Origin of the sequence: Specibacter sp. AOP5-B1-6 (assembly GCF_052376555.1) — a bacterium.
Lineage (GTDB): Bacteria > Actinomycetota > Actinomycetes > Actinomycetales > Micrococcaceae > Specibacter.
In genome coordinates this window covers 15196-37372 of the sequence record NZ_JBQSVT010000005.1, presented here as the reverse complement: position 1 = coordinate 37372, position 22177 = coordinate 15196, and the positions used below count along the sequence as shown (strand labels likewise).

The 22177-nt window shown below is 64.5% G+C and carries 20 protein-coding genes; 7 read left to right on the top strand and 13 right to left on the bottom strand.

The annotated features are described in order from the left end of the window. Nucleotides 1–109: 109 nt before the first annotated feature. The 4 genes from ACT3TS_RS03640 to ACT3TS_RS03625 form a co-directional block, all read right to left on the bottom strand. A complete protein-coding gene (locus ACT3TS_RS03640) occupies nt 110–538 on the bottom strand; it encodes a GNAT family N-acetyltransferase (RefSeq protein ID WP_444530125.1) in 429 nt (142 codons plus the stop codon). Beyond that, nucleotides 531–1280, bottom strand: a complete 750-nt coding sequence (locus ACT3TS_RS03635; protein WP_444530124.1) for a phosphotransferase — start codon at nt 1278–1280, stop codon at nt 531–533. Before ACT3TS_RS03635 ends, ACT3TS_RS03640 begins: the two co-directional genes overlap by 8 nt. A gap of 63 nt (nt 1281–1343) precedes the next feature. After that, nucleotides 1344–1913, bottom strand: a complete 570-nt coding sequence (locus tag ACT3TS_RS03630; protein WP_444530123.1) for a GNAT family N-acetyltransferase — start codon at nt 1911–1913, stop codon at nt 1344–1346. A gap of 183 nt (nt 1914–2096) precedes the next feature. Continuing rightward, on the bottom strand, nt 2097–4898 hold the full coding sequence (locus ACT3TS_RS03625; RefSeq protein WP_444530122.1) for an aconitate hydratase: 2802 nt from the start codon (nt 4896–4898) through the stop codon (nt 2097–2099). A 46-nt stretch (nt 4899–4944) separates the two neighbouring features. Here ACT3TS_RS03625 and ACT3TS_RS03620 point away from each other — a divergent pair, with 46 nt between their 5' ends. The 3 genes from ACT3TS_RS03620 (at nt 4945) to ACT3TS_RS03610 (ending at nt 7083) form a co-directional block, all read left to right on the top strand. Beyond that, on the top strand, nt 4945–5241 hold the full coding sequence (locus ACT3TS_RS03620) for a hypothetical protein (protein ID WP_444530121.1): 297 nt from the start codon (nt 4945–4947) through the stop codon (nt 5239–5241). Beyond that, nucleotides 5234–5911, top strand: a complete 678-nt coding sequence (locus ACT3TS_RS03615; protein WP_444530120.1) for a peptide deformylase — start codon at nt 5234–5236, stop codon at nt 5909–5911. The genes ACT3TS_RS03620 and ACT3TS_RS03615 overlap by 8 nt, the downstream gene beginning before the upstream one ends. Nucleotides 5912–6111: 200 nt before the next feature. Then, a complete protein-coding gene (locus tag ACT3TS_RS03610; RefSeq protein WP_444530119.1) occupies nt 6112–7083 on the top strand; it encodes a putative RNA methyltransferase in 972 nt (323 codons plus the stop codon). A gap of 56 nt (nt 7084–7139) precedes the next feature. Here the strand turns inward: ACT3TS_RS03610 and yczE are convergent, their stop codons facing one another. Continuing rightward, nucleotides 7140–7811 carry a membrane protein YczE gene (gene yczE / locus ACT3TS_RS03605; protein WP_444530118.1) on the bottom strand — a complete coding sequence of 224 codons (672 nt, stop codon included), beginning with the start codon at nt 7809–7811 and terminating at the stop codon, nt 7140–7142. 59 nt (nt 7812–7870) lie between these two features. Between yczE and yczR the strand changes: the two genes are divergently transcribed. The 4 genes from yczR (at nt 7871) to ACT3TS_RS03585 (ending at nt 11462) form a co-directional block, all read left to right on the top strand. Next, on the top strand, nt 7871–9280 hold the full coding sequence (yczR, locus tag ACT3TS_RS03600) for a MocR-like transcription factor YczR (protein WP_444530117.1): 1410 nt from the start codon (nt 7871–7873) through the stop codon (nt 9278–9280). Between the two features lie 65 nt (nt 9281–9345). Continuing rightward, the gene (locus ACT3TS_RS03595) at nt 9346–9831 is read left to right on the top strand and encodes an NfeD family protein (RefSeq protein WP_444530116.1); all 486 of its coding nucleotides are present in this window, start codon (nt 9346–9348) and stop codon (nt 9829–9831) included. 83 nt (nt 9832–9914) lie between these two features. Next, a complete protein-coding gene (locus ACT3TS_RS03590) occupies nt 9915–10850 on the top strand; it encodes an SPFH domain-containing protein (RefSeq protein ID WP_444530115.1) in 936 nt (311 codons plus the stop codon). A gap of 270 nt (nt 10851–11120) precedes the next feature. Beyond that, the gene (locus ACT3TS_RS03585) at nt 11121–11462 is read left to right on the top strand and encodes an RNA polymerase-binding protein RbpA (protein ID WP_444530114.1); all 342 of its coding nucleotides are present in this window, start codon (nt 11121–11123) and stop codon (nt 11460–11462) included. A 350-nt stretch (nt 11463–11812) separates the two neighbouring features. On the opposite strand, the gene ACT3TS_RS03580 is transcribed toward ACT3TS_RS03585, so the two are convergent. From ACT3TS_RS03580 to ACT3TS_RS03545, 8 genes are all read right to left on the bottom strand, one after another. Further along, a complete protein-coding gene (locus tag ACT3TS_RS03580; protein WP_444530113.1) occupies nt 11813–12544 on the bottom strand; it encodes a polyprenol monophosphomannose synthase in 732 nt (243 codons plus the stop codon). Between the two features lie 446 nt (nt 12545–12990). Further along, a complete protein-coding gene (locus tag ACT3TS_RS03575) occupies nt 12991–14637 on the bottom strand; it encodes an amidohydrolase (RefSeq protein ID WP_444530112.1) in 1647 nt (548 codons plus the stop codon). Nucleotides 14638–14761: 124 nt separating this feature from the next. After that, nucleotides 14762–17752, bottom strand: coding sequence for a DEAD/DEAH box helicase (locus ACT3TS_RS03570; protein WP_444530111.1), 2991 nt, complete (start codon nt 17750–17752; stop codon nt 14762–14764). 67 nt (nt 17753–17819) lie between these two features. Next, nucleotides 17820–18662, bottom strand: a complete 843-nt coding sequence (tatC, locus tag ACT3TS_RS03565; protein ID WP_444530110.1) for a twin-arginine translocase subunit TatC — start codon at nt 18660–18662, stop codon at nt 17820–17822. 17 nt (nt 18663–18679) lie between these two features. Further along, nucleotides 18680–19000 carry a Sec-independent protein translocase subunit TatA gene (gene tatA, locus ACT3TS_RS03560; RefSeq protein WP_444530109.1) on the bottom strand — a complete coding sequence of 107 codons (321 nt, stop codon included), beginning with the start codon at nt 18998–19000 and terminating at the stop codon, nt 18680–18682. Nucleotides 19001–19021: 21 nt separating this feature from the next. After that, the gene (locus tag ACT3TS_RS03555; protein ID WP_444530108.1) at nt 19022–19393 is read right to left on the bottom strand and encodes a hypothetical protein; all 372 of its coding nucleotides are present in this window, start codon (nt 19391–19393) and stop codon (nt 19022–19024) included. Nucleotides 19394–19402: 9 nt separating this feature from the next. After that, nucleotides 19403–21607 (bottom strand): WYL domain-containing protein, encoded by a 2205-nt coding sequence (locus tag ACT3TS_RS03550; protein ID WP_444530107.1) that lies wholly within the window; start codon nt 21605–21607, stop codon nt 19403–19405. Nucleotides 21608–21774: 167 nt separating this feature from the next. Further along, complete coding sequence (locus tag ACT3TS_RS03545; protein WP_444530106.1) at nt 21775–22170, bottom strand: FKBP-type peptidyl-prolyl cis-trans isomerase; 396 nt, start codon at nt 22168–22170, stop codon at nt 21775–21777. Between the last annotated feature and the right edge of the window lie 7 nt (nt 22171–22177).

The following is a 22177-nucleotide window of genomic DNA, read 5'->3' as shown; positions in this document are numbered from 1 at the left end:
TGCTCATTTTCGGCACATCCCCACACTACAAGCGCGGCAGCAGTCGAGGGCAGGGCTTCCGTGCAGGGAGTCTGGCAGGCGCCTGCCGCCGGACCCACAAGGGCTGCAGCTAATCGAATCGCACAAATGCCCGGGTTGTGCCGCTGCGAAATTCCGTTGTCTGCTGAAAGCCGAGCGCCTCATAGAACGCCTTCTGGCCAGGCTCGTCGTCGGTCAGCAGCACCTTCTGCCGCACGCCGCCGGAGTCTTGAAGCGCCTGCCGAACCAGTTCGCGGCCAATTCCGCACCGCTGAAACTCGGGCCGGACCAGCAGGTCCTGCAGGTACCAAATGCTGGCTCCGTCGGAAATGACCCGGGCCAGGCCCACCAGCTGCTCCCCTGTTCTAGCCGCGACAACCAGGTGCGAACCCTCGAGGGCCGCTGCCAGCCGCTCGGGGGTTTCTGTGTAGCTGGTCCACCCCACGGAGTTGTACAAGTCCAGAAGGTCTGGCAGTGCCAGACCGGTGCCTGCGCTCCGGATGTAGTCAATGTCAGCCATGGGGCCCGCCGTCGTCCGCAGCCGTGAAGGCTGCCAGGTATTCCACGTCCCGGACGTACAGGTCGGCGTCGTCGTTGAGGTCAGGCTTCTCCAGTTCCACGGCCTTGACCCGGGACATGTCCGCAAGGTCCCACAGCCTGATGATGGCGACACGGAGTACGTCGTCCCAGGTGGAGTCCGATCCATAGGCGTCCAGGACTAGTTGCACCCGCGCTCTTGCCTGGGCCATGCCGGGAGCGTTGGCGGGCGTGTCCCGGGCCAGCGGCACGGCCCGGGTGGCAAAATAGGCCAGATCCCACATTCGTGGGCCAGGCGAACACATGTCGAAGTCGATGGCCCCCACCAGCCTGCCGTCCTCAAAAGCGAGGTTGTGCGGGGCAAAGTCGTTGTGGCAAATGACCTCGGCAGGCACCTTGGCCGGCGACTGCCACACGGCCCCGTCCAGCCCGAAACCAATGCTGGCGTCGTGAAGCCGGCGCAGGCGCCGGGCCCCCTCCACGAGCACGGATTCCGTCCACACCCAGTCAGGCAGCGGGTACAGCGGCACGTCTCCCGCAACGAACGTCAGCCGCTCCCGGCCGCCGGCAACTTCCAGCGGCTGCGGGACCCAGTCGATGCCGGCGCGGCCCAGGTACGCCAGATAGCGGTGGACCGTGGGCGTCCAGGGCCCGGCATTGCGCAGCACCGTGTCCCCGTCGCGCTCCACTGCATTCATGTTGCCACCGGGCAGCGGTTCTGGCATGGGGGCGTCCCTTTTCAGCGGGTGGGAGGATGCGCCCGGAAGGATTTGCGCGGGCGCGGAAGGCTAGACGGCCGGCTCTGCGGCGGCGGGATCCGTGGCGGCCGGTTTACTGACCAGGAACAGTTCGCAGGCAGCGTTGTAATACTTTTTGGACAAGCCCTGGTGCTCCATGCCGAGGCGGCGGCACACGCTCTGGGACGCCTCGTTGGCAGGGTTGGTCACCGCCACCACCTGCTCCAGCCCGGACGCAAAGGCGTGGTCCAGTACCGCCGTGGCGGCTTCGGAGGCGAAGCCGTTGCCCCAGTGGTCCGGATGGAAATGCCAGCCGATCTCGATGTCCTTTGAAGGCTGCAGGGGTTCGTCACCCGAGGCCGGAATCGGCTTGAGCAGCAGTGTCCCCACGGGCAGGCCGTCCTCCTTGCGGGTCACGGCCCAGATGCCGTGGACAGGATGGTCCATTGCCTGGAAACGGGCAAGCCGCTCAACAGCCTCCGAGCGGCTGGCCATGACGGCCGGCTCGGTGCCGATGAAGCGCTGCACCACCCAGCGGGAGTACAGGTCATAGATGAAATCGACGTCGGAATCTTCCCAGGGACGCAGGGTAAGGCGTTCAGTGTTAATTACTTCTGTCATTGAATCATTATGCACGGTCGATGGCTTGCCGGCCCTCGACCGCGGATTCCCGGGCGTGCTCCGCCGTAACACAAGGCCCGTCCGCAGCCCACGTCAAGATGGACGACGGCGGCAACCGGCCGCCGTCGTCCATCCCACCTGAGGTGCATCCCAGCCGTGTCCACACCCCGCCGAGGTGCCGGACTAGGAATCCAGCAGCTGGCGCAGCACGTACTGCAGGATGCCGCCGTGGACGTAGTAGGCCTCCTCGGCGGGGGTGTCGATGCGCAGGGTTGTCGCAATCTCGCGGCTGGTGCCGTCCGATTCGATCCGCACGGTGACTTCCCTGGGCAGTGGATTGGCGCCGGCCAGGCCGACGACGGAGTACGTCTCCATGCCGGTCAGGCCCAGCGATTCGGCGGTGTCTCCGTCCTTGAACTGCAGGGGCAGCACGCCCATGCCGATCAGGTTGGAGCGGTGGATGCGCTCAAACGAGGCGGCGATCACGGCCTTGACACCCAGCAGCATGGTGCCCTTGGCAGCCCAGTCACGGGAGGATCCGGAGCCGTAGTCGGTGCCGGCAATGACCACCAGCGGGGTGCCTGCCGCAAGGTAGGCGGTGGAGGCGTCGAAGATGGTTTCCACCGGGCCGTCGGCCGAGCGTTTGGTAAAGCCGCCTTCCACCCCCGGCACGAGGAGGTTGCGCAGCCGGATGTTGGCGAAGGTGCCGCGGATCATCACATTGTGGTTGCCGCGGCGGGAGCCGTAGGAGTTGAAGTCAACCTGGGCGACGCCGTGCTCCAGCAGGTATTGCCCGGCTGGCGTGGACTTCTTGATGTTGCCGGCCGGGGAGATGTGGTCGGTGGTCACTGAGTCGCCCAGCATGGCCAGCACCCGGGCCCCGACAATGTCGGTGACGGGGGCCGGCTCGCGCTGCATGCCGTCAAAGTAGGGTGGCTTGCGCACGTACGTTGATTCCTCGGACCAGGCGAACATGTCGCCCTCGGGGACGTCCATGCCGCGCCAGTTTTCGTCGCCATGGTAGACATCCGCGTAGCCGTCGGTGAACATTTGCGCCTCGAGGCTGGCGTCAACCACTTCCTTGATTTCCGCCGTCGTGGGCCAGATGTCCTTCAAATAGACGGGGCGCCCATCGGTGGAGGTGCCCAGCGGGTCCTTGAGCAGGTCAACGTGCATCGACCCGGCCAGGGCATAGGCGATGACCAGCGGCGGGGACGCCAGAAAATTCATCTTTACCTCGGGGTGGATGCGGCCCTCAAAGTTCCTGTTCCCGGACAGGACGGCAGCAACGGTGAGGTCGTTGCCGTTCACGCCTTCGCTGACGGCCGGGATGAGGGGGCCGGAGTTGCCGATGCAGGTGGTGCAGCCGTAACCCACCAGGCTGAAGCCGAGTTTGTCCAAATACGGGGTGAGGCCGGCACGGTTGTAATAGTCCGTGACGACGCGCGAGCCGGGGGCCAGGGTCGTCTTCACCCACGGCTTGCGGTCAAGGCCCAGCCCGACGGCTTTTTTGGCCAGCAGTCCGGCGCCGATCATGACCGACGGGTTGGAGGTGTTGGTGCAGGAGGTGATCGCGGCAATGACGATGTCGCCGTGGTCAAGGGTGAGCTGTTGCCCGTCAAGGACGATCCGGGCCGGGTCGCTGGGCCAATCCAGGGAGTCCGGCGAACCGTCATCCTCATACACGTGCGGGGGCGCGTCGCGGGCAATGCGGGAGCTGATGGCCACGGGGTCGCTGGCCGGGAACGATTCATCTCCGGCGTCGTCAAGCCCGCCGGCCATCACGGCAACTTCCTGCGACTCTCCGGCCAGCAGCCCGCGTACGGCACGGGTTGCGCTGCGCAGCGGAATCCGGTCCTGCGGCCGCTTGGGCCCGGCGATGGAGCTTTCCACGGTGGACAGGTCGAGTTCCACGATCTGGCTGTAGTCGGGGGTGTGGTCGGGATCGTGCCAGATGCCCTGTTCCTTGGCGTAGGCCTCGACAAGGTTGATCTGGTGTTCGGTGCGGCCCGTGAGGCGCATGTAGCTCAGTGTTTCCCCGTCAATGGGGAAGATGGCGCACGTTGAACCGTACTCGGGGCTCATATTGCCCAGCGTTGCCCGGTTGGCAAGCGGCACATTGGCCACGCCCGGGCCGAAGAAGTCGACAAACTTGCCCACAACACGGGTCTTGCGCAGCAGCTCCGCCACGGTCAGCACCAGGTCGGTGGCGGTGGTGCCCTCCGGCAGTTCGCCGGTGAGCTTGAAGCCGACCACCTGGGGAACAAGCATGCTCATGGGCTGGCCGAGCATTGCTGCCTCCGCCTCGATCCCGCCGACGCCCCAGCCAAGCACGCCCAAGCCGTTCACCATGGGCGTGTGCGAGTCGGTGCCGACGAGAGTGTCGGGATAAGCCTGGGTCACGCCGTCGTGCTTCCTGGTGAACACCACCCGGGACAGGTACTCCAGGTTCACCTGGTGGCAGATGCCGGTGTCCGGCGGCACCACCAGGAAATCGGCGAACGACTGCTGGGCCCAGCGCAGGAGCTGGTAGCGCTCCTGGTTGCGCTTGAACTCAAACTCGGAGTTCTTGGTGATGGCGTCCGGGCGGTTGAAGACGTCGGCGATGACCGAGTGGTCGATGACGAGTTCGCCGGGGATCAGCGGGTTGATTTTGGTGGGGTCCCCGCCCAAGCCCGACATGGCGTCGCGCATGGCCACCAGGTCAACCACGCACGGGACGCCGGTGAAGTCCTGCATCAGCACCCGTGCCGGCGTGTACTGGATTTCCTTGCTAGCTTCGGCGCCGGGGTCCCAGTCCCCCACGGCGCGCACCTGCTCGGCCGTGACAAGGTGGCCGTCCTCGTTGCGGAGCAGGTTTTCCAGCAGCACCTTCAGGCTGTAGGGCAGCCTGGCGGAGCCCGGAACCTTGTCCAATCGGTAGATTTCATATGGTTCGCCATCAACGACGAGTTCACCGCGTGCATCGAAACTGTTGGAAGACATGTCAATCCCTTTTCTCAGCTAGCCCTTTAAGCCACCATAGCCCCCAGTGGCAGCTTGGCAAGGGCTGTACGAGAAGGTGCGCGCGGAGCTGTGCCCGGGATCGGCCGATGCTTGGCACAATGGAGGCACCATCAACTCCTGGGAGGGCACGATCATGAAGTTTGTCTTGGAAGTGGACTTGGACGCCGTCAAGGAGGAACCAGGGCCGGAATTGGCCCGCATCCTGCGCTATTGGGCAGGCAACCTCAACCACTACGCCCTTGAACCGGGAGTTGCCGAGACGGTCATGGACAGCGCCTACTCCCCTGTTGGCGCCTGGCGCATCGAGGCCGACAATGCATGATCCCGAGCTGCCCGTGTTCGACGACGCCGGCCTCAATCAAGGCAGCCCCAGCCAGACCTATCTGCAACAGGCCCTCGCCGCCGTTCTGGATGCCGACGGACTCCCGCCGATTGTGCAGGCCGGCCACCCCGTCCTGCGCGCCCGGGCGCTCCCCTTCACCGGGCAGCTCACGGACCCTGACTTGGCGCGGCTCATCGAGATCATGACCGAGACCATGCGGGCCGCTCCGGGAGTTGGCCTGGCCGCCCCGCAGATCGGCATCCCGCTGCAGCTTGCCGTGCTCGAAGACGTGTACGACGTCTCCGCCGAGAACGCGGCTGCCCGGCACCGCGAGCCGCTTGAACTCTTCGCCATCCTCAACCCCCGCTACACCCCCGCCGGCAACGCGCTGGCCTCCCATTACGAGGGCTGCCTGTCAGTGCCCGGCTGGCAGGCCGTGGTGGACCGGCCTGCAGCCGTTGACCTGTCGTACGACGACGAACTTGGCACCGCGCGCACCCGCCGGTTCACGGGGTGGCAGGCAAGAATCGTCCAGCACGAAAGCGACCATCTCGCCGGCACCCTGTACCTCGACAAGGCACACACGCGCTCGCTGGCAAGCAACGCCCAATACAACGAGCACTGGGCCAACCCGGACATCGCGGCCGCCCGGGCGGGGCTGAACTTCTAGCAGTTCTACGGCGCCACATGCTCGCTGTCCGCCGCCTTCTTCGGATCGAGTTTGCAGTTGTTGGACGTGGAAACCGCATTCCGAGGGTTTGTGGTCCAACAACTGCAAACTCGAATTCATGGTGCCAGCCTTGAGGGCAGACGGCTGGTCGCCGGTTGGACGGTGGGTCCCTGATTGCCGCCAGCCGCTAGGATTATGGGATGGACACCGCCGCGCTCAACACCCTGCTCTGCCCGATCTGCGGCCTCGAATTCTCTGACAACCAGCCCCGGTCGCTTGCCTGCGCCAACGGCCACAGCTTTGACATCGCCCGCCAGGGATACCTGAACCTCCTCACCGGACACGGCACCAAATTTGTCCCCGACACCGCCGACATGGTCGCTGCCCGCGACGCATTCCTGGACGCCGGCCACTACCTGCCGCTCGGAGCCGCACTGGCAGAGGCAGTGCAGGCGCAACTGGCCAGCACCGGAAGCAGCCCGGCCCTGATCGTTGATGCCGGCACCGGCACCGGCTGGTACCTCCACCAGATCCTGGCGGCGCTGGCACCCGAGCCTGGTGGGGTTGAACCCGGGCGGGATGCCAACCACGGACCCGACCCGGCCAGCGGGACCCGCAATATGGCCGCGGCCAGTAGTGCCAGCAGCGGCACTCGCAGCGTGGCCGCGGTGGGCCTGGACATCTCCAAGTTCGCCCTGCGCCGGGCAGCCAGGCGCAATCCGGCCGCCGTGAACATCGTCTGGGACCTGTGGCGGGAGCTGCCGCTGGGAGCCAACACGGCCGACGTCGTGCTTGTCATCTTTGCCCCGCGCAACGCCACCGAATTTGCGCGCATCCTCAAGCCGGGCGGGGCGCTCGTGGTGGTCACTCCCCTGCCACAGCACCTCGCCGAAATTGCCCAGGACGCAGGGATGCTGGCGATTCAAGCTGACAAGGAAGCAGCCCTCACCCACTCGATGGCGGCGAATTTCTCGCTGGTGGCCAGCCAGGAGCTGGTGGTGCCGCTGCGGCTGGCCCCGGCCGACGTCGGCAATGTGGCCTTGATGGGCCCGGCCGGGCACCACCTTGACCCCGTTGAATTGGGTGTACGGCTGGCGAAGCTGCCCCCACTGACGACGGCGACGGCGGCATTCCGCATCTCGGTTTTCACTGCGGTGCCGGCACAGTCCTGAGTGGGCCGCCCCCGGGCGTCCTGCCTGACGCCAATTGTGCCTGACGCCAATTGTGGTCAGTCCTGCCCGAGCGGGCGCTGCGGCTCGGGGTCGCCAAGGTCGATCATGGCCGCCGGGCGCTTGGTGTGCAGGTCGACGTGGAGCCAGCGCAAGGTCAGCTGTGTCAGGGGCCCCACGCACAGGGCGAACGCCGCGGTTCCCGCGCCGACAACACCGCCAAGGAAGAAGCCCACCACCACGACCGAGAGTTCGATGGCGGTCCGGATGAGCCACACCGGGCGGCCGGTGACCCGGACCAGGCCCGTCATCAAGCCGTCCCGCGGGCCGGGACCCATGCCGGCGCCAATGTAGAGCGCGGTGGCGAACGCCAGGAGGAACAAGCCGGCTGCGAAGGAGCCGACTTGCAGGCCAAAATGCTGCGCTTGCGGGATTATTGCCAGGCCCACATCCGCGAAGATGCCGACCAGGATGGCGTTGGCGATGGTGCCAAAACCTGGCCACTGCTTGAGCGGGATCCAAAACAGCAAGACCACCCCGCTGATGATGATGGTGCACAGCCCAAAGGAGATGCCTGTGGTCCTGGACAAGCCCTGGGCAAAGACGTCCCAGGGTGAGGCACCAATGTTTCCGCGGATCATCAGGGCGATCGCAAACCCGTATAGGGCCAGGCCAAGAAAGAGCCGGACAACACGGACTGGAAGATTTCGGGTGGAGAAGAACAACTGCATGAGCCCAGTCTAGTCAAACTGGCCTTACGCAAAAGGGCCAATTCAACTAATGTGGCTTCATGAACTCTTTTGTAACCGGACGCAGGCTGGTGCGCGAGCTTGGCGAATGGCGCAGCAGCGCCCCCGCCTACAAGGCCCTCGCCGAGCGGATCCGCGTGTTGCTCATGGACGGACGGCTCTCCAGCGGTGCGAAGCTGCCGGCCGAGCGGGAATTGAGCCAGGCCCTGGCGTTGAGCCGGACCACGGTCGCTGCCGCGTATTCAAAACTGCGCGACGACGGCTTCCTGGACAGTGTGCGCGGCTCGGGCAGCACGTTGCAGCTCCCCGGCCGGGAACGCGGCGAGCATGCCCTGCACCCCGGCCTCTCGCTGGACTTCACCAAGGCCACGGCACCGGCTTATCCGGGGATTCAAGGGGCCTACGCAAACGCGCTTGAGCAGCTGCCAGCGTACTTGTGCCATGACGGCTTCGACCTGGTTGGCCTGCCGGACCTCCGGGAAGCCATTGCACAGAGCTACACGGACAGGGGCGTGCCCACCTCAGCCGATCAAATCATGGTGACGGTCGGGGCCCAGCATGCGCTCAACCTTGTCACCCGGACCCTGTACTCACCCGGTGAACGAATCCTGGTTGAACAACCCACCTATCCGCATGCACTCGACACCTTTGCCTCCGTGGGGGCGCGGGTGCTGGCCTTTCCGGTCCGTCAGGACGGTGGCTGGGATTTACAGGAGGCACTGCTGCAAATCCGGCGGGCGGCACCGAGCCTGGCATTCCTCATGCCCGACTTCCACAACCCCACCGGCATGAGCATGTCAATCCATGAGCGCGAATACCTGGCTGCTGCGGCAGCACGGGAAGGGACCGTCCTTGTTGTGGATGAAACCACGGCGCTGCTGGACATCGACCGTGGGCCGTTGCCGCCCATGGCTGCCTTCTCCCCCAATATTCTGACCTTGGGGTCGTTGGGGAAACTTGCCTGGGGCGGCCTGCGGGTTGGGTGGATCCGGGGCCCGCGCGAGATCATGGCCAGGCTCCTGCGCAACCGACCTGCCGGGGACCTTGGCACGCCGCTGGTTGAACAACTCGCGGCCACCACGCTGCTTCAGGAGCTGCCGTCGATGGCGGCCAGCCGCAGCCTTGACCTGCGCCGCGGGCGGGACACGGCAGTGCAACTCCTCCGTGCGCAGCTGCCGCAATGGCAGGTGCAGGTCCCCGACGGCGGCATTTCCCTGTGGATCAACACCGAATCGGTGTCCAGCTCAGCCCTGGCGCTGGCGGCCAGGGCTGAAGGGCTCGGGCTGGTTCCCGGCCCGCGGTTTGGGATCGACGGCGCCTTTGAACGCTATCTGCGCCTGCCCTTCGGCTACAGCGACGGACAGTTGGGCGAGGGAATCGGGATCTTGGGCCGCATTGCCGGCCATGTTGGCTCCGACCCGTTGAGAATGCCACTTCAGGCCGTCATTTAGCCGGATATTCCCAGCCTCGCGTAGTAGGCTCGTAGATACGGAAATAAGTCTCTAAGGGGGACTCAATGCTCGAATGGATTAATGACTTTGGCTGGATCATCTGGCTGACAGTTTTCCTGCTGTTGGCTGTCGCTGAGATGCTGACGTTGAACCTGTACTTCATTTTGATGTCTGTTGGAGCATTGGCTGCCCTCGTGGCTTTCCTGTTCCACGCTGAACTGTGGCTGCAGATCGTGATTTTCTGCGTTGTTGCGCTTGCCACCACCGTCCTGATCAGACCACTGGCGCTGGCGCATCTGCACCGCGGCCCGGCCGACCAGCTCTCCAACATTGACCGGCTCATCGGTCACAAGGCAGTCGTCCTGGAAACGGTCGGACTCGCCGGAGGATTGGTCAAGATCGGCGGCGACATCTGGACTGCCCGGATCACCGGAGGCAGTGAGCTTCCCGTCGGTTCGGCCGTTGAAGTCGACGCCATCGACGGCGCCACCGCGATCGTCAGCCACCCCTTGGCGCACAAGTCGCCGGGACCAGCCACCACCACAGCTTAGGCACCACTGCCGGGCCGCGGGCTCATGCCCGCGCGCCATGTGGCAGTGATGCACAGATTCTTACACAGAAAAGAGGGGATTTCATGGGAGACGGAGCCGGCACAGTCGTGTGGCTGTTTGTTGTACTAGTCCTACTGATATTCGTAGTGATTGTCCTTGTTCGATCGGTCCGCATCATTCCACAGGCCCGTGCCGGTGTGGTGGAGCGCCTTGGCAAGTACCAGCGCACCCTGAATCCAGGGCTGACGGTGTTGATTCCATTCGTGGACCGCCTGCTGCCGCTGCTGGATCTGCGTGAGCAGGTTGTCTCGTTCCCGCCGCAGCCCGTGATCACCGAAGACAACCTGGTGGTCTCCATCGACACGGTTGTCTACTTTCAGGTCACCGACCCCCGTGCGGCAACCTATGAGATCGCGAACTACATTCAGGCTGTGGAACAGCTGACCACCACCACGCTGCGTAACGTCGTCGGTGGCTTGAACCTGGAAGAGGCACTGACCTCGCGTGACCAGATCAACGGTCAGCTGCGCGGCGTGCTCGATGAGGCCACCGGCCGCTGGGGCATCCGCGTCAGCCGTGTCGAGCTCAAGGCCATTGACCCGCCCCTGTCGATCCAGGACTCCATGGAAAAGCAGATGCGTGCGGAGCGTGACCGCCGTGCGGCCATTCTGACGGCGGAAGGAACCAAGCAGTCAGCCATTTTGACCGCCGAAGGTGAGCGCCAGTCCTCCATCCTGAAGGCTGAAGGCGACGCCAAGGCCGCGATCCTGCGCGCTGACGGTGAATCCCAGGCCATCCAGAAGGTCTTCAGCGCCATCCACAAGGGCAACCCCACGCAGAAGCTGCTGGCTTACCAGTACCTGCAGACGCTGCCCAAGATTGCCGACGGCACCTCCAACAAGCTGTGGATCATCCCCAGCGAAGTGGGCGAGGCCTTGAAGGGCATCGGCAATGTTTTGGGGACCACCACCCCTGACACCGACGACGCCGTCGACCTCACCCAGTCTCCCGGAGCCTAAGCAGCGTCACGGGAGCAGCACCGGCAACACCGGGATTTCACCAGAAACACGGTGAACGCGGCCAAGCACGTATAATGAGTGCTTGGCCGCGTGGCGTTTTGCCCGGCCGCATTTTTCGCATCCCGGCCGTGCAGGAACAATTGCATGCGGTGATGCGTTGAAACTAATGTCGTCAAAGCCTTGGATGACGGTGGAATCCGCTGAAATCCGGGGTCTTACACCCGTGCTTCATGAACGCATTGAAGCAGGGAACAACTTGAGGGAGAAGTCATGAGCGATCGCAGCCTGCGTGGCATGCGCTTGGGCGCACAGAGCATGGAGACGGAATCCGGTGTGGAGCCGGCTCCCCGCCAGCGCGTGGAATACCGTTGCCCCGACGGCGAGCAGGTGTTTGTCACGTTCTCGTCCGAAGCCGACATCCCGGCAACCTGGATGTCCAAGACCGGCAAGGAAGCCCTCCTTGTGAACGGCGAAGCCCCGGACACGTCCAACGACAAGCCGGTGCGCACCCACTGGGACATGCTCCTTGAACGGCGCAGCCTGCCCGAGCTGGAAACCATTCTGGCGGACCGCCTGACCATCCTGCGCGAAAAGCGCGGCGAAAAGGTCTAGGCACCAGCGCGAGACCCAAAAGGTGGGCTGCCCAAACGGGCGGCCCATCTTTTTTGCGTGTTCCCGCATTCCCAGACTCCCCGACTGCGCACCTCCCGCCTCCTCCCCCGAAGATCTGTGTGGCAGTCGCTGGATCGGAAAGCACATACTGTCGGTGATGTGGTCCAACAACTGGTGCACAGAAGTTCAGCTGGGCCATGCGGAAGCTCAGGCGCACCGTGGGCGGCTGGTGCACCATGGAAGGCCGGAGAGCCGTGGGACGGCGAAAGGCCCCTCCCCCGTCGTGGGTGACGGTGGCGGGGCCATTCGAGAGCTGGCGGGGACGTTCCTGTGCCCGGTTGCGGGAAAACCTACTTGTTGCGACCTGTCAGTTTGTTCCAGCGCGCAGTCAAACCCCACTTGGTGACGTTGAGCATTGCCTCCTGGACAATGTTGCCGCTCATCTTCGAGGCCCCAAACTCGCGCTCCACGAACGTGATGGGCACCTCGACCACCTTGAGGCCCAGCTGGCACACGCGCCAGAGCATGTCGACCTGGAACCCGTAGCCAACTGATTCCACGGAGTCGAAGTCAAGCGCCTCGAGGGTGCTGCGCCGGAACGCGCGGTAACCGCCTGTCACGTCCCGGATCGGGATCCCCAGCAGAACCCGCGAGTACAGGCTGCCGCAGGTGGAAATCAGCTTGCGGTGCAATGGCCAGTTGACGACCTTGCCGCCGGGGACCCAGCGTGAGCCCAGCACGAGGTCTGCGCCCTGGTCGATTGCATCAAGAAGCAGCGGTAGTTGCTCGGGCTGGTGCGAGCCGTCGGCGTCCATCTCTACCAGTACGTCGTAACCGGCCTCCAAGCCCCAGGCAAAGCCGGCCAGGTACGCGGCTCCCAAACCCTCTTTGCCGGCGCGGTGCAGGACATGAACTTGGGGATCATTGGCTGCGAACTCGCTGGCCCACTGGCCGGTGCCGTCGGGGCTGTTGTCGTCAGCAATGAGCACGTCCGAATTCGGCACGGCTGCGCGCAACCGGGTGAGCGTTTTGGGCAGCGACTCAATCTCGTTGTACGTGGGAATGATCGTCAGGACACGCAACAATTGGTGCCTTTCACTGGAGAAAATTGGTGGCAGGCCTTGCGCTGCTTCCGCCGGAGCCGGAATGTGGCTCTTACTCACAGCGGACGGGGCAGGCAATGCCGAATGTCCAGTATATGGGAGGGTGCAGGAGAAAAGATAAGTTCACGCGCCTTCGGACCAAAGAGGAGCCGTGCACAAGCACAATATGCGCATGCACGGAGCCAAACTGTTTTCTAGTGGCGCGCGAACTTATCTCCCAAGTGTCGGTAGGACGGTCTCCCGCACCGACCGGGCCCCTCCCCCAAAGGAGGTTCTCCGCTCCCCTAAAACTAATTGCCCATGGTCCTGGTGTCAACACGGTGCTGACCTGCAACGATGCGCATCGTTGCAGGTCAGGGGCGGTATCTGCGGGGGTCCATGACCTGCCGGAGAGGGCCGTCTTTTGGGCCGGAAAGGTGCTGAATTCAGGCCTGCCCGGCACCTGCCTGGAAGTCGTTGCTGGCGTACAACTCGCGGCCCAAGTGCACCGTTTGCAGGCAGCGGGGATCATTGTCACTGTCCAGTGCGGGCAACAGCGGCGTCCGTGCCCGCGGGTCGGTCGACCAGGACTGGACCCTTTCATCGGCGACCTGCACCATAAGTGCTTCCACGTCCCAGACGGCAAAGCTGGCTGGTGCCCCGGGGCCCAACTGACCGTGGAACGGGTTTTCGGATTTGGCAGCCCGCCAGCCGGCGCGGGTGTGGCCAATGAAAGCCGCCCGGGCCGAGATCCGTGAGCTGGGTTCGTGGTGGTTCAGCGCTGCGCGCACACTGGCCCACGGGTTGAGCGGGGTGACGGGCGCGTCCGAGCCAAAGAACAGCGGCACGCCTGCCGAGTAGAAACGGGCCAGGGGGTTGAGTTCCAGGGCGCGTGCGGCGCCGAGCCGTTGGGCGTACATGCCGTCGCTCCCGCCCCAGAGCGCGTCAAAGACTGGCTGCACGGATACGCCGACGGCGTGTTTGGCAAGCGCCGCCATGGCTGCCTCGTCGACCATTTCGGCGTGCTCAAGGCGGTGGCCGGCAGCACGAATTTTATCGATGCCCACTTGGCTGGCAGCTTGTTCCAGGCCGGCAACGGCAATCTCCATGGCACCGTCGCCAATGACGTGAAACCCGCCGGTCAGGCCCAGCTCGGACGTGGCGGCGAAATGGTTGGCCACCTGATCAACCGTGAGTTGGGCGCTGCCGCTGGTGTTGGCGTCGTTGTAGGGCTGGCGCAGCAAGGCTGAGCGGGAGCCCAGTGAGCCGTCGATGTTAATGTCCCCGGCCAGGCCCAGCAGGTTGACGCCCACCCCCGACAGCCGGGCCAGCACCTCCCGTGCTTCGTCGGCGCTGGAGACCAGTTGGCCCCAATATGGCAGGATTTCCGGGAGGCCGGCACCTTCCGTTGCCGTCAACGCCATCAATGCTGCCAAATCGTCGGGAGAGCCCACATGCGGCGCGCTCATCTCGGCGAGGGCAACATAGCCGTTGGCGGCTGCGTGGCGCAGTGCCCGCTGCTGTGCCTGGCCGCGCCGTGCAGGCGTCAGGGAACGCGCCGCGTCCCTTGCGGTGGCATGGGCGGCTCCGCTGACAAGTCCGTCCCCCTCCCAGCCGGGGAGACTGTCAAGGCCGCACCGCTGTGCCAGGGCCGGTGACACAAGTCCTGAATGCACGTCCACGCGGGCGAGATACACCTCACGTCCGGCGGCTGCCCGCTCCAGCTCGGCGGCACCGGGCAACCGGGGGTTGGCCCAGCTCGAGTTGTCCCAGCCATGGCCCAGCACCAGGCCGTTGGTGGCCGCGGCTCCGGCGGCAACCAGGTCCAGAAGTTCCTCGGCGGACCGTGCCCCGGCCAGGTCAACCGACTCAAGTGCCAGGCCCGTCTCGGTGACGTGGACATGGGAGTCGACGAATCCCGGCGCGACCAGCGCGCCCTGCAGGTCAACTTCACGCATGCGTGAATCCAGCAGCGACGTGGCGGCATGTTCGGAGCCCACCCAGGCCACCACATCCCCGTCAACCAGCATGGCGGTGGCGAAGGGGTCGGCGGCGCTGTAGACAGAGCCGTTACGGTACAAGGTCAATGACATGGGAAAGCTGTCCTTTCAACAAAATGTGCAACAACAAGTGGATCGTCGGCAAGTGCATTGCCGTCAAGTAAACCGCGTACGTCAGCGAGGGTCTCTAGGCCGCCACCGCTTAGGCCGCCACTGCTCAGTCCACCACTGCGGTGTAGGCGACCACGCCGCGGCGCACCAGGTCCATGGCGGATCTGCAGACGGGGGCAAACTCCGCGGGCAGCGAGGGCACCTGTGCCAGCTGCCCCAAGAGGTCGATGACCTGCTTGGTCCAGCGTACAAAGTCGCCGGCGGCAAGGTCGGTGCCGTGCAGTGATTCCTGCAGGCTCCGGCCCCCGGCCCACTTGTACATGGGCCAGACCAGGCCAAGCTCGGGTTCGCTTGTCAATGGCAGCCTGTGGGACTCCTCGTCATCCTGCAGGCGGGACCACAGCACGATCACGTCTTCGACGGCCTGTTCCAGGCTGACACTGGGCATCCGCGGCCTGGCCCCCTCGGCGTCGCGCTTGGACTGGTACACCAGCGTCGTGACAAAGGCGGCCAGCTCGGCGGCGTCCAGGTCGCCAAAGGATCCTTGCCGCAGCGCCAGGGCGATGAGCAGGTCCTTCTCGCCGTAGACGCGCCGCAACCGCTGGCCGTCATTACTGGGACGCAGGTTCCCGGCGTCGTCCGCGACCACAAAACCGTAGCCCGCCAGCAGGTCGATGACCCGGTCGAAGGTCCGTGCAATGGTGTTTGTGCGCGCCTGGATGGCCCTGACAATGCCGTCGGTCTCCTTGCGCAGCTTCCACCAGCGCTCGGACCACCGTGCGTGGTCCTCCCTGTCGCTGCAGCCATGGCAGGGGTGGGCGCGCAGCTTCCTGCGCAGCGTGGCGATCGCGTCGTCCTCGAGCGCAGGCAGGTCCTCGTCGCGGTGCTTGAACGCCGCCGAACGGTGGGGGCGCTGGCCGGAGTTGTCGGCGAGCCTGGCCTCGACCGCCGCCAGCAGGTTCCGCTTGTCCTTGGGCACTTTTGGATTGAAGCCCTTGGCCACCCGCACCTGGGCCAGGGCCTCCACCGGGCCGGTCAGGTCATGCAGGCTCAGCCGGCGGTACTCCTTGTCCAGGCCGAGCACCCCTGGGCGCGGACTGCGGGCGTTGGCATCTGCATCAAGCACGACGGCGTAACCGGCGTTGCGTCCGCCCGGCACCATGATCACGTCGCCGGCACGAAGATTGGCGACCGACGCCACAACGGCATTGCGCCGCTGCTTTGCCTTGGATTTAGAGGCACCCGACTCGTGGTCGGAGAGTTCGCGGCGAAGCTTGGTGTACTCGCTGAAGTCGCCGAGGTGGCAGCTCATGGACTTTTCGTAGCCGGCCAGGGATTCTTCCCGGGAGCGGACCTGCCGGGCCAGGTCAACCACTGAACGGTCGGCCTGGAACTGGGCAAAGGAGGATTCCAGAATGTCCCGTGTGCGGGCACGGCCGAACTGGGCCACGAGGTTGATGCTCATGTTGTAGGTGGGGCGGAAACTTGAGTTCAGCGGATAGGTGCGCTTGGAAGCCAGCCCACCTACGGCGGCGGGGTCGGTGCCCGGCTGCCACAGCACAACTGCGTGGCCCTCGACGTCGATGCCGCGCCGGCCGGCACGGCCTGTCAGCTGGGTGTACTCCCCCGCTGTGATGCCAACGTGGGCTTCGCCGTTGTATTTCTCCAGCTTTTCCAGAACCACAGTGCGGGCAGGCATGTTGATGCCCAGGGCCAGCGTCTCCGTGGCGAAGACCGCACGGACCAGTCCGTTGACGAACAAGTCCTCGACAACTTCCTTGAAACTTGGCAGCATGCCCGCGTGGTGGGCGGCCAGTCCGCGCAGCAGGCCGTCGCGCCAGCCCCAAAAGCCAAGGATGTCCTTGTCGGCGTCGGGCAGCTCGGCACAGGCGGTGTCCACGCGGCGGGCGATCTCAGCTTGTTCCTCCGGCGTCGTCAGCCACAGCCCGGCGGCAGCACATTGCTGCACGGCGGCGTCGCAGGCTGCGCGGGAGAAGATGAAGGTGATGGCCGGCAGCAGGTCCTGGCTTTCAAGGGCGCGGATGACCTGGGGGCGGGAGGCAGCCCTGGCCCAGCCGGGGCTGCCGCCGTGACCCCCACCTTGGAAGCCGCCGCCCTGATAGCTCCGGCGCGGGGAGTCGCCACGCTGGCCTCCACGCTCTTGAGGGGGATTGTTCTGGTAGCCGCGGCCGCGGGAACCCCCGGAACCGCGCCGGCCGTGGCTGCTGCCGTGGCCGGTGCTGACGGATTCGCTGCGCGCCAGCTTCAGCAGTTCGGGGTTGATCTTGGGTGTTTTGGCACCGGTCCCGGCGCCATTGTTGGCAGCCGGGCCGGCGCTCTCAGGCCTGGTTGCGGCGACCTTGTCGGCAGGAACCGTCGCGGCGATCTCGTCGAACGGGACGTTTTCGGCAAACAAGTCAACCAAATCGCGCCGCACCATGACGTGCTGCCACAGCGGCACGGGCCTGTGTTCGGAAACCACGACGGCTGTATCCCCCCTGACAGTGCCCAGCCAGGCGCCAAACTCCTCGGCGTTGGAGACTGTGGCGCTCAGCGAGATGACGGAAACCTCGCTGGGCAGGTGGATGATCACTTCTTCCCAGACTGCGCCGCGGAAGCGGTCGGCCAGGTAGTGGACCTCGTCCATGACCACATAGGACAGGCCGGTGAGTGTGTCCGAGTCGGCGTACAGCATGTTGCGCAGCACCTCGGTGGTCATGACCACCACAGGGGCTTCCGAGTTATAGCTCGTGTCGCCTGTCAGCAGGCCCACATTAGCCGCACCGTATTTGGCGGCCAGTTCCTGGAATTTTTGATTGCTCAGGGCCTTGATGGGCGTGGTGTAAAACGCCTTGTGTCCACGAGTGAGTGCCAGATGAACGGCAAATTCGCCAACAATCGTCTTGCCGGCCCCGGTGGGGGCGGCAACCAAAACACCGCGGCCGGCCAGCACGGCCCGGCACGCGGTGTCTTGAAAATCATCCAACTCGAAATTCAGGCCGGCCTTGAAGTCACCAAAGTCGGTTCCTGCATCCACGGACCGCTGTTTGGCTGCCAGGTAGCGTTCGGAAGGACTTGGCATATCAGAGTTCGGCATGCCTCAAGCCTACGTCAGCCTGGGCCTCACTTGGCCCAAGCCGGTGTCGGTACGGAAGACGCAAAGATCAGAGGATTTCAAGATCCTTCGACGGCGTCGCGACATCCGCTGTGACGTCTGATGCCTTGGCTTTTTTGGCATCCCGGCGGTCACGGCGCTTGTCGTTGAGAATGCACAAGCCAATTGCGCCGAAGTAGAGCACCAACAGCGGTGCACCCAGGAAGAACATACTCATGACGTCGGAACCCGGTGCCGCCATGGCCGAGACGATCGTGACACCGAGAATGGTGAAACGCCAGGCCTTGAGATAGGTCTTGCCTCGCACAATGCCTACGGCATTGAGCGCAACGAGCAATACGGGAACCAAGAAGGCTACCCCCATAAACAGCATCAGCTGCATGGCAAACTGCAGGTACTCAAGGGCCCCAATAATGTTCGCAGACTCACTACCCGCAGGGGTAAATGAGGTCAACGCCTTCACGATATTGGGCCAGACCAACCAACCTGCATAAATACCAGCCAGGAACAGCGGAACCGAGGCAAACATATAGGACAGCGAGTATCGCCGTTCCTTCTTGGTCAGCCCGGGAGTGATGAACGCCCACAGCTGGTAGATCCACACCGGTGAGGCAATGATCAGGCCTAAGAGCAACGTGATCTGAATCTTCAAATCAAAGGAGCTCGTAACACCCGGAAAATTCAAGGTCGCCACAATGTCGCGTTCTTCACTGATGTCGCGAAGAGGCTGCGTCAGAGCAGTGAGCAGCGGGTCATAGATGATCCAGCCGAGAATGATGCCCGGGATCATCGCCAGCGCACTCTTGAACAGCCGGTTTCGGGCCTCAATCAGGTGGGCCTTGAGCGGCATCCGCCCTTCTGGGTTGGCTTTACGGCCTTTTGTGGCGCCCACCGGTTCCGTCTCGGTTTCTATGACTGAGCGCCGGTACCGGTTCCGGTACCCTCGCCCGAAGCGTTGCCCTGTGTTGGGTTGTTGACGATCTTGCCCTCAAACGGCGCCTCAGGGGCGGCAGCCGTTGTCGGTGCTGCGGGTGTCGTCGGAGCAGCCGGCGGGGTCGAAGGGGTCTCGTCCTTGCCGTCGTTCTTCATTTCCTTGACCTCGGACTTGATGATCCGCATGGACTGGCCAAGGCTGCGGGCCATGCCCGGGAGCTTCGGTGCTGCAAAGAGCAAGAGAACAACAATGATGATGATGGTGATAGCCCAGGGGCTCTCAAAAAGTCTTCCCACGGTAACGCCTTTCCTTTTGGTTCATCCTACGTCGTGTAATGCTTCGATGTCGCGCAAGGATTGGAGCTGTCCGCGTTCTTTCCTGCGGGCGACGCGCCGCTGAAGACGGGCGAAACGCCGTTCTTCTTTGGCAGCTAGGTAATCATCCTTCATTTTTTCAGGGGTTGCAAAAACGGCGCTGCCGGGAACCACCGTCCGCGGTTTTGTGACGTGCTCCACAGCGGCTTTTTGCATGCTGGCATCCCAGTAGGCGCTGCGCTCGGCGGAGACGTCGCTGAATGTTCGCACCGTTGCCGTGGCGCCCCGCCAGAGCTTGAAGCCCAAAAAGGCAATGAAGAGCAGGGCCAGCGCAACGAGCGCCAACCAAATTAGAATCCAGGACCACCAAGGCATTTTTTAAGTCTATCCGTCCTGACTGGGAGGGGCCGGGGTGTTTTCGCCCACAGCGTCATTGCCTGCCGCGTCTTGGCGTGCAGCGCCATGCCCGGCAGCGTCAGATCCGGCCGTGTCATAGCTTTCGGCGGCGTCCGCCAGCCAGGCAGCTGCAGCTGCGCGAAGCTCCTCCGGGGCGGCCACCCTGGCGTGTCCGCCGAGCCGGGCCATGAGCGGGGCCAGCGTCGCTGTCTCCCCCACAAGCAGCCGCAGCCCGACAGCGCCGCCGGCAAAGGCAGCGCCACCGAGAGAGTCGCCACCCGAGAAACCAGCGTCGTCGGCAGCCTCGCCCTGAGGCCCGGACTCAGGCCCAGCGCCGGCAAGGTCGAACAGCCCGGCGTTGTAGGCGGGTCCCAGGCGCTGCGCGGTGGTTGCATCGGCCACCAGCTGGACAGTGACGTCGTCACTGCCTGGATCGTAAATCCCGGCGGCTGGATCCCACGACACGGCCGTCGCAGTCGCGTGTACCTGCACGCCGGCGTCGGAAAGTTCCTTGATGTGGTCGACACGGAAGCTGCGCAGTCCCCCGGCCCGGCGGCACCAGGCACGCAGGTACCAGGCGGAATCCATGGAGAACAGGCGGCGGGGCTCAACAACGCGTTCACTCAACTCGTCCCGGGAACGGACCAGGTAGGTGATGGCGGCGGCCCTGCCGTTGTCGATCGCTTCCTGCAGGGCGGCAATGGTGTCCATCTCCTGGCCGGAGATCAGGTGAAGTCCGACGGCGTCGGCCAGCCAGGCGTCGTTCCCCGCCACGGCGCCCACTGACTCGATGGCCCGGCCCAGATTTTCGGCTTGTTGGGTGCCCGGGATGGCGGTGAGTGCCTGCAGCCCGACAAGGACGGAACAGGCTTCTTCCTGGGTCAGGCGCAGCGGCCCGGACAGTGTTTCGGCATCCCTGATGAACACCTGGCCGGCCTCTGTTGTCACGTCCATGAGGTCGCCATGGAAGTAGCCGGGCAGGCCCGTGACGTTGAGCGTGTCCTTGTCCTTGGCCCACTCCTTGGCGCCGATGCTGAATTCGGCCAGAACCTCGGCCTCCGACACACCCGGGTTCGCCACCAGATATGGCACCATCGACAAAAGCCGGATCAACCTGTCCCGGGAATCCCTTTTCCTGGCCGGGGGCGGCGCCAGGGTGGTGGACCAATCCAAAGGACCCGGCGCTGATGCAGCAGCCGTTGCAGCGCGGCGCAACCGCCCGGCAACGGCTTCGCGAAGCTCGGGAGGATCCAAAACCTGTCCCATGGCACCCAGGGCTGCAACGTCGTCGGCCATCAACTCGGGTTCACGGTAGGTGACGTGCAAGACGTCCCAACCGTCCCGCAGCCAGCTGGAATCCGTGACCGGGGTTGTACCGCTGCGGCTGCGCAGCCAGTTGGCCGCCCCTGCCGGCACGGCGATGGTTGCCGTGTGCGGGATGCCGGTGCCCAAGCTGGTGAGCACCGTGGAGATGGTGAAATCTGTGGGGCGTTCGAAGGTTTCCAGCGCGTGGACCTGAACGTCGGAGGTGATGCGGGAGAGCCGGAAGTTGCGTTCCTGGGCCTTGTCCACATCGAAGGCTGCGAGATACCACTGCCCGTACTTGTTGCCCAAGCCCCACGGCTGGACGGTACGCAGAGTGCTCTCCTCCGACCCGGCCCCGCGGTAGTTGAAGCTGACCGGATGGTGGTTGCGCAGGGCCGTCCACAGCGGCTCAAAGGAGGGCTCGGCGGTGCGGATGCGCGACTGGGCAGTCGTGTCGTCCTCATACCAGCCGGTCCCGGCACGCGTGGCGATCTTGCGCAGCGCCGACTGTGCTGCTGCGCCAAGCGTGGCCTCAGCCCACAGGCCGGCGGCAATGGAAACCAGCGTCATGGCCGATTCGTCAAGGCGGACAGCGGGAACGCGGTACTCGTCGGGATTGATGCGGTACAGCACCTGGTCGTACGCGTCGGTTCCCTGCTCCTCCGATTGTCGGATGGGGATGCCAAGGTCCAGCAGGGTCTTCTTGTCCCGCTCAAACATGCGTTCAAAGGACGCGTTGATTTTGGCCGCCTCGGCGGCGGTGGCTGCGGCTCCCAGATAGCCGTTGACGTGGTCCCGAAGATAGCTCTTGCTGTGGCCCCGACGGGTTCCAAGCAGGGCGATCACGAGGTTCAACAGGCGTTCAGTGGCATCAATTTTTGTGGACACATGGCCCACAGTACTAGCCGGTAGGGCAACTTGCCGCCATGGGTGCGTGACTGTGACGTGGACTAGAGGCGCACTCCTGCCAGCTGGCACGCCCGCAGATTAAAGAGTTCCGGCCGCCAAGAGTGTGCTTGGCGGCCGGAACGGGGTGGTGCAGAGTGTGGCGTTTGTCAGCGCACGCCCACGAGGTCAACAACAAAAATCAAGGCCTCGTTGGGGGCAATGGCGCCGGCGGCGCCGCGTGAACCGTAGGCCAGTTCGGAGGGGATTTCCAGGCGGCGGCGGCCGCCGACCTTCATCCCGATCAGGCCCTGGTCCCAGCCCTGGATGACCTGGCCGATGCCGGCCTTGAATTCCAGCGGCGTGCCGCGGCCCCAGGAGGAGTCAAACTCTTCCCCGGTGGAGAAAGCGACGCCGACGTAGTGTGTTGACACCGTGTTGCCGGGAACAACCTCGGTGCCGTCGCCAACGATCAAGTCTTCAATCAAGAGTTCGGTGGGAACTGCGTGTTCCGGGAAGTCGATTTCGGGCTTGCTGCGGTCAAAGTTGCGGGTTCCAAAAGACATGGTTCTC

Bases quoted from the DNA above. Each gene is read 5' to 3' on its own strand.
- ACT3TS_RS03615 (WP_444530120.1), top strand. From the start codon at position 5,234: ATGCATGATCCCGAGCTGCCCGTGTTCGACGACGCCGGCCTCAATCAA.
- ACT3TS_RS03625 (WP_444530122.1), bottom strand. From the start codon at position 4,898: ATGTCTTCCAACAGTTTCGATGCACGCGGTGAACTCGTCGTTGATGGC.
- ACT3TS_RS03635 (WP_444530124.1), bottom strand. From the start codon at position 1,280: ATGCCAGAACCGCTGCCCGGTGGCAACATGAATGCAGTGGAGCGCGAC.
- ACT3TS_RS03595 (WP_444530116.1), top strand. From the start codon at position 9,346: ATGCTCGAATGGATTAATGACTTTGGCTGGATCATCTGGCTGACAGTT.
- ACT3TS_RS03610 (WP_444530119.1), top strand. From the start codon at position 6,112: ATGGACACCGCCGCGCTCAACACCCTGCTCTGCCCGATCTGCGGCCTC.
- ACT3TS_RS03575 (WP_444530112.1), bottom strand. From the start codon at position 14,637: ATGTCATTGACCTTGTACCGTAACGGCTCTGTCTACAGCGCCGCCGAC.
- ACT3TS_RS03555 (WP_444530108.1), bottom strand. From the start codon at position 19,393: ATGCCTTGGTGGTCCTGGATTCTAATTTGGTTGGCGCTCGTTGCGCTG.
- ACT3TS_RS03640 (WP_444530125.1), bottom strand. From the start codon at position 538: ATGGCTGACATTGACTACATCCGGAGCGCAGGCACCGGTCTGGCACTG.
- ACT3TS_RS03590 (WP_444530115.1), top strand. From the start codon at position 9,915: ATGGGAGACGGAGCCGGCACAGTCGTGTGGCTGTTTGTTGTACTAGTC.
- yczR (WP_444530117.1), top strand. From the start codon at position 7,871: ATGAACTCTTTTGTAACCGGACGCAGGCTGGTGCGCGAGCTTGGCGAA.
- ACT3TS_RS03585 (WP_444530114.1), top strand. From the start codon at position 11,121: ATGAGCGATCGCAGCCTGCGTGGCATGCGCTTGGGCGCACAGAGCATG.
- yczE (WP_444530118.1), bottom strand. From the start codon at position 7,811: ATGCAGTTGTTCTTCTCCACCCGAAATCTTCCAGTCCGTGTTGTCCGG.
- ACT3TS_RS03630 (WP_444530123.1), bottom strand. From the start codon at position 1,913: ATGACAGAAGTAATTAACACTGAACGCCTTACCCTGCGTCCCTGGGAA.
- ACT3TS_RS03570 (WP_444530111.1), bottom strand. From the start codon at position 17,752: ATGCCGAACTCTGATATGCCAAGTCCTTCCGAACGCTACCTGGCAGCC.
- ACT3TS_RS03545 (WP_444530106.1), bottom strand. From the start codon at position 22,170: ATGTCTTTTGGAACCCGCAACTTTGACCGCAGCAAGCCCGAAATCGAC.